At 71.1% G+C, this 5,967-nt stretch carries 5 protein-coding genes; 2 read left to right on the forward strand and 3 right to left on the reverse strand.

The window, feature by feature from the left end; all coding sequences use genetic code 11:
* On the reverse strand, positions 1-356 hold a 356-nt coding region (locus ACWDSL_RS51215; protein WP_450496372.1), incomplete at its 3' end, for a cbb3-type cytochrome c oxidase subunit I.
* On the reverse strand, positions 353-1,315 hold the full coding sequence (gene ctaC / locus ACWDSL_RS51220) for an aa3-type cytochrome oxidase subunit II (protein WP_450496373.1): 963 nt from the start codon (positions 1,313-1,315) through the stop codon (positions 353-355). The genes ACWDSL_RS51215 and ctaC, both read right to left, overlap by 4 nt.
* Before the next feature lie 285 nt (positions 1,316-1,600).
* Between ctaC and ACWDSL_RS51225 the strand changes: the two genes are divergently transcribed.
* Positions 1,601-3,028: an aminotransferase class V-fold PLP-dependent enzyme gene (locus ACWDSL_RS51225; protein ID WP_450496375.1), complete on the forward strand. Its 1,428-nt coding sequence runs from the start codon at positions 1,601-1,603 to the stop codon at positions 3,026-3,028.
* A gap of 24 nt (positions 3,029-3,052) precedes the next feature.
* Here the strand turns inward: ACWDSL_RS51225 and ACWDSL_RS51230 are convergent, their stop codons facing one another.
* On the reverse strand, positions 3,053-4,030 hold the full coding sequence (locus ACWDSL_RS51230; RefSeq protein WP_450496377.1) for a carbohydrate kinase family protein: 978 nt from the start codon (positions 4,028-4,030) through the stop codon (positions 3,053-3,055).
* A 248-nt stretch (positions 4,031-4,278) separates the two neighbouring features.
* On the opposite strand from ACWDSL_RS51230, the gene ACWDSL_RS51235 reads away from it, so the two are divergent.
* Positions 4,279-5,919, forward strand: coding sequence for a hypothetical protein (locus ACWDSL_RS51235; RefSeq protein ID WP_450496379.1), 1,641 nt, complete (start codon positions 4,279-4,281; stop codon positions 5,917-5,919).
* Positions 5,920-5,967 lie beyond the last annotated feature (48 nt).

The raw sequence follows: 5,967 nt of genomic DNA on the forward strand, positions 1-5,967 counted from the left end.
ACATCGGGCGCGCCGATCTGCAGCGGCATGATCCAGTTCGCGAAGCCGGCGAACAGCGGTGTGGCGAACATCAGCAGCATGATCGTGCCATGCATGGTGAACGCCTGGTTGAACTGCTCGTTCGTCATCAGCTGCGAACCGGGACGGGCCAGCTCGGCGCGCATGAAGAGCGCCAGGAGGCCACCGATACAGAAGAACGCGAACGACGTGACGAGGTAGAGCGTCCCGATCGTCTTGTGGTCGGTGGTGGTCAACCACTTGACGACGACGTTCCCTGGCTGCTTGCGGCGCACGGGCAGCTCGTCCGCTTGCGCGGTGGCTGCGTCGGCACCCTGAGGTTCGTTGAGGATGCTCATCGGTTCTTGGTCTCCGCGTTCTTGGCGGCTTCCGTCTGCTCAATGCCCGCCGGGATGTAGCCGGTCTGGCCCTTCTTCGCCAGGTCCTTCAGGTGCGCCCGGTACTCCTTCGGAGTAACGACCTTGACGTTGAAGAGCATCCGCGAGTGGTCCTGGCCGCACAGCTCGGCGCACTTGCCCATGAAGACGCCCGTCTTGTTCGGGGTCACCTCGAAGCGGTTGGTGTGCCCCGGGATGACGTCCATCTTCATCAGGAAGGGGACCACCCAGAAGGAGTGGATGACATCACGGGAGGTCAGGATGAACTGGACCTTCTCGCCCTTCGGCAGCCACAGGGTGGGACCGGGGCTGGGGTTCCCCTTGGTCCACTCGCCCGGGGTGCCCGCCTCGTAGACGCCCTCGGCGCCCTTGGGCACGCCCTTGAGCATGCGGTCCGGGATCGAGGAGACCTCCTCGGGGGTCTTCTTGGGCGTGGACAGGTTGCCGTCCACGTTCTCCATGTAGTTGAAGCCCCAGCTCCACTGGTAGCCCACCACGTTGATCACGTGAGGCGGCTTCGCGGAGGTCTTCAGCAGCTCGTTCTCATCACGCGCGGTGAAGTAGAAGAGCACCGAGACGATGATGATGGGGACCACGGTGTACAGCGCCTCGATGGGCATGTTGTACCGGGTCTGCGCGGGAACCTCGATCTTGGTCCTGCTCCGGCGGTGGAAGATGACCGACCACAGGATCAGGCCCCAGACCAGCACGCCCGTGGCGAGCGCAGCCGCCCACGAGCCCTGCCACAGGGAGAGGATCCGCGGCGCCTCCTCTGTGACCGGCTTGGGCATTCCGAGGCGGGGGAAGTCCTTTGATGTGCAACCGGTGGCGGTCGCCAGGACCAAGCCCGCGGCCAGCGCCTGCAGCAGCTTCCGCCGCACCGGGCGCCGCGACGAGCGGTCGGAGCCGTTGGGACTCACGTAGCGCCTTCCCGAGAGTCTCGCCCACACGGCCGCGGCCGTCTCGCTGGTCGGTCGCCGGCCCGGCGTGGGCAGGGGTTTGGATGTTTATGCGGAGCAAACCCTACTGGACGCCTTTTAGGGCTGCGCGGGGAGGGTGCCCAACGCGCCGGGGTGCTCCCCGAAGAGGTGGAGGAACCTGTTCGAAGAGGACCAGATGAGAAGCTGGAGCCGCCCGAAGAGCCCCGAAAAGGCTTCGCCGAGGCACCGACGCGACTTCCGCGAGCTGCGACTAGCGTTCTGTATGTGCCCTACTTCGACGCCGCTTCGTCCGCCCCGCTGCACCCCGTCGCCCGCCAGGCGCTGCTCGCCGCGCTCGACGAGGGCTGGGCCGACCCGGCCCGCCTCTACCGCGAGGGGCGGCGCGCCAGGCTGCTGTTGGACGCGGCGCGGGAGGCGGCGGCGGAGGCCGTCGGCTGTCGTCCCGACGAACTCACTTTCACCTCTTCGGGTACCCGCGCACTGCACGACGGCATCGCCGGAGCGCTCGCGGGCCGCCGCCGGGCCGGCCGCCATCTGCTCGTCTCCGCCGTCGAGCACTCCGCGGTGCTGCACGCCGCGGCCGCCCACGAGGCGGGCGGCGGCACGGTCGCCGAGGTCCCGGTGGACAGCGCCGGCCGGGTCGCGCCGGGCGCGTACGCCGCCGCGCTGCGCGACGCCCCCGGCCCGACCGCCCTGGCCGCTCTGCAGTCCGCCAACCACGAGGTGGGCACCCGGCAGCCGGTGGCCGAGGCCGCGGCGGAGTGCGCTGAGGCGGGTGTGCCGCTGCTGGTGGACGCCGCGCAGTCGCTGGCCTGGGGCACGGTCGTGGGCGGCTGGTCGCTGCTGACCGCGAGCGCCCACAAATGGGGCGGCCCGTCGGGCGTCGGCCTGCTGGCCGTACGCAAGGGTGTGCGCTTCGCCGCCCACGGCCCGGCGGACGAACGCGAGTCGGGCCGCGCCCCCGGCTTCGAGAACATCCCGGCCGTCGTGGCGGCCGCGGCCTCTCTGCGCGCCGTACGAGAGGAGTCCGCCGCGGAGGCGGAGCGGCTGCGGGAGCTGGTCGACCGGATCCGCACGCGGGTGCCCCGGCTGATCCCCGATGTGGAGGTGGTCGGCGACCCGGAGCGGCGGCTGCCCCATCTGGTGACCTTCTCGTGTCTCTATGTCGACGGGGAGACACTGCTCCACGAGCTGGACCGCGCGGGCTTCTCCGTCTCCTCCGGCTCCTCCTGCACCTCGAGCACCCTGACGCCGAGCCATGTACTGCGTGCGATGGGCGTGCTGTCCGAGGGCAACGTCCGCGTCTCGCTGCCGCTGGGGACGCTCGAGGAGGACGTGGAGCGGTTCCTCGGCCTGCTGCCGGACGTGGTGCGCCGGGTGCGTGGGCAGTTGGGCGCGCCGGGGCGAGACGAAGAAGCTGCGGCGGTTGCGGCGGCCGCGAGCGGTTCGGGGGGCGAGGAGGCGCAGGCGGAGCTGGTGGTCGACTCGCTCGGCAAGCTCTGCCCGATCCCGGTCATCGAGCTGGCCAAGGTCATCGGGGACGTCCCGGTCGGCGGCCTCGTCACGGTGCTCGCCGACGACGAGGCCGCCCGGCTGGACATCCCGGCGTGGTGCGCGATGCGCGGCCACGAGTACGTGGGCGAACGCCCGGCCGACCGCGGCACCGCGTACCGCGTCCGCCGCCGGGCGTAGGCCCCCTGAAGAACCGGAAACCCCTCAGTTGCTGAGGTGCGGCTGGATCTCGGAGGCCGCCTCCTGGCCGTACGCCTTGGCGAAGCGCTCCCTGAAGTGGCCGCGGCGCAGCTCGTACTCCTGCGGGCCGAGGGTCTCGATGACCAGCGTGGCGAGCATGCAGCCGACCTGGGCCGCGCGCTCGAGGGGCAGGTCCCAGGAGAGCCCGGAGAGGAAGCCGGCGCGGAACGCGTCGCCGACGCCCGTCGGGTCGACCTTCGCCTCCTCCTCCGGGGTGCCGACGACGATCGGCTGCTCGCCGGCGCGGTCGATCCGTACGCCCTGCGCCCCGAGGGTGGTGACGCGGGTGTGGACCTTGGCCAGGATCTCGTCCGCCGACCAGCCGGTCTTGGTCTCGATCAGCGCCGCCTCGTACTCATTGGTGAACAGGTAGTCCGCGCCCTCGACGAGCAGCCGGATGTCGTCGCCGCCCATGCGCGCGAGCTGCTGGGAGGGGTCGGCGGCGAACGGGATGTTGCGGGTGCGGCACTCGTCGGTGTGGCGGACCATCGCCTCCGGGTCGTCCGCGCTGATGAGAACGAGGTCGAGGCCGCCGACCCGGTCGGCGACGGGCTGCAGCTCGATCTGGCGGGCCTCGCTCATCGCGCCGGTGTAGAAGGACGCGATCTGGTTGTGGTCGGAGTCGGTGGTGCACACGAAGCGCGCGGTGTGCAGCACCTCGGAGATATGGACGGAATCGGTGTCCACTCCGTGGCGCTCCAGCCAGGCCCGGTACTCCGCGAAGTCCGCCCCGGCCGCCCCGACCAGGATCGGGCGCAGGCCGAGGACGCCCATGCCGTAGCAGATGTTGGGGCCGACGCCGCCGCGGCGGACGTCGAGGGTGTCCACCAGGAAGGAGAGGGAGACCGTGTGCAACTGGTCGGCGACCAGCTGATCGGCGAAGCGGCCGGGGAAGGTCATCAGGTGGTCGGTGGCGATGGAGCCGGTGACTGCGATACGCACGGCTGGTCTTCTCCTGCGGGAGACGGAGGAAAGTCGGAGGAAACGCGCGCCTTACGCTATCGGCTCCGACACCCCCGCACGAATGGTCGAAACCACCCGATAGTAGCTCGTTGCTCACCGCGTTCACGATGCACACGACGCCGGTTACGGCGCATGGAGGAACCACACGCCCCCGCGCTCCGTCTCAGCGACGTCCCCTCGGATGAGATGGGACGGTACAGCCAGAGCGGAGCCGAAGGAGCGAAACGGTGAGCACCGAGGACACCGACACCCCACAGACCCCCGAAGGCGAGGACCCGCAGGCCCCCGAAGGCGAGAACCCACGGCCGCGGCGGCGTTCGCCGCTGGCCATCGCCTCGGTGGCGGCGGCGGTGCTGCTCGCCGGTGGCGGCGGGGCGTACTGGGCCTCCACCGCCGCGGGCGGCGGCACGCAGGACCCGGGCGCCGCACAGAAGGACGGTTCGCCGAAGCCGCTCGCGCTGGACGGATTCGCGTCCACGGGCGCGGCGGGGATCGCACCGGGCGAGCCGAACCCGTACGGCCGGCAGTACAAGGCCGCGGGCAAGCTGCCGGACGGGCCCGAGTCGGCGCCCGTGTACCGGACCGGCACCAAGGTCTCCAAGGCCGAGGTGGCGCGGCTGGCCAAGGCCCTGGACGTGGCGGGGACCCCGCGCGCGGACCACGGCGTATGGAAGGTCGGGGGCGCCAAGGACGCGATGAGCCCGGTGCTCCAGGTGAGCCAGAAGGCGCCGGGCGGCTGGTCGTACACGGCGTACGGGTCGCCGGGCGGCACCTCCTGCGTACAGCCGCCGGACACGGCCACCGGCACGGGTTCCGGCACACAGCCGTCCGACGCGGTGTCCACCAGCGCGCCGTCCTCCGACGCCAAGGGGAGCGGCAAGAGCTGCCCCTCCTACCGCGGCGGGGCGGCGGACTCCAAGGGATCCGGATCCGAGGGGTCCCGATCCGAGGGGTCCGGGTCCAAAGGGTCGGCAGGGTCCGACAAGGCCGTCTCGGAGGCCAAGGCCAAGCGCGCGGCGCAGCCGGTGCTGGGCGCGCTGGGTCTTGACGACGCGAAGCTGGACGCGACGCAGTTGTACGGCGCGGTGCGGGTCGTGAAGGCGGACCCGGTGCTGGACGGTCTGCCGACGTACGGCTGGCGGACGAGTCTCCAGGTGGCCGCCGACGGTCAGCTGGTCGGCGGCGACGGTCTGCTGTCGAAGCCCGCGGAGGACGACACCTATCCGCTGATCGGCGCGGCCGAGGCGATGAAGCGGCTCAACAAGGGCGGCGACAGCGCCGATGGCTCGGGCAGCGCGGACGACGCGCCCGGGAAGGCGAAGCCCGGGAAGGCGGAGCCCGCGGAGAAGGCGCCCGAGGAGGCGGCGACGGGCAGCGCCGGCAGTACGGCCGACAAGGTCACGGTGCGCAAGGCGACCCTGGGCCTCGCGGCGCGCTCCGTGGACGGCCGGCGGGCGCTGGTGCCGTCCTGGCTCTTCCAGGTCGGGCCGTCGAGCGCGGATGACGTCATGAACACGGTCACCTACCCCGCCGTCGACCCGAAGTTCATCAAGAAGCCCTCCCCCTCCGGCACGTCCCCGTCCTCGAAGCCCGGTGAGGACCATGTCGACGACATCACGTCGTACACCGTGGCCGGAAAGACCCTGACGGTGCGCTTCTGGGGCGGCGTCTGCGAGTCGTACTCGGTCTCCGCCAAGGAGTCCTCGTCGCAGGTGAAGCTGGAGATCAAGGGCAAGCGGCTGCACCCGGGCCGGCCCTGCATCCTCATCGCCAAGCAGATCGACAAGAAGGTCGAGCTGGACAAGCCGCTGGGCGACCGCAAGGTGGTGGACGCCAGGACCGGCGAAGCCGTGCCCAAGCGGAAGTAACGTAGGCGAAGCGAAGACGCCGCAGGGGGCGGGCCCGGTGCCGGGCCC

The sequence above is a fragment of the Streptomyces sp. NPDC000941 genome, from assembly GCF_053599555.1.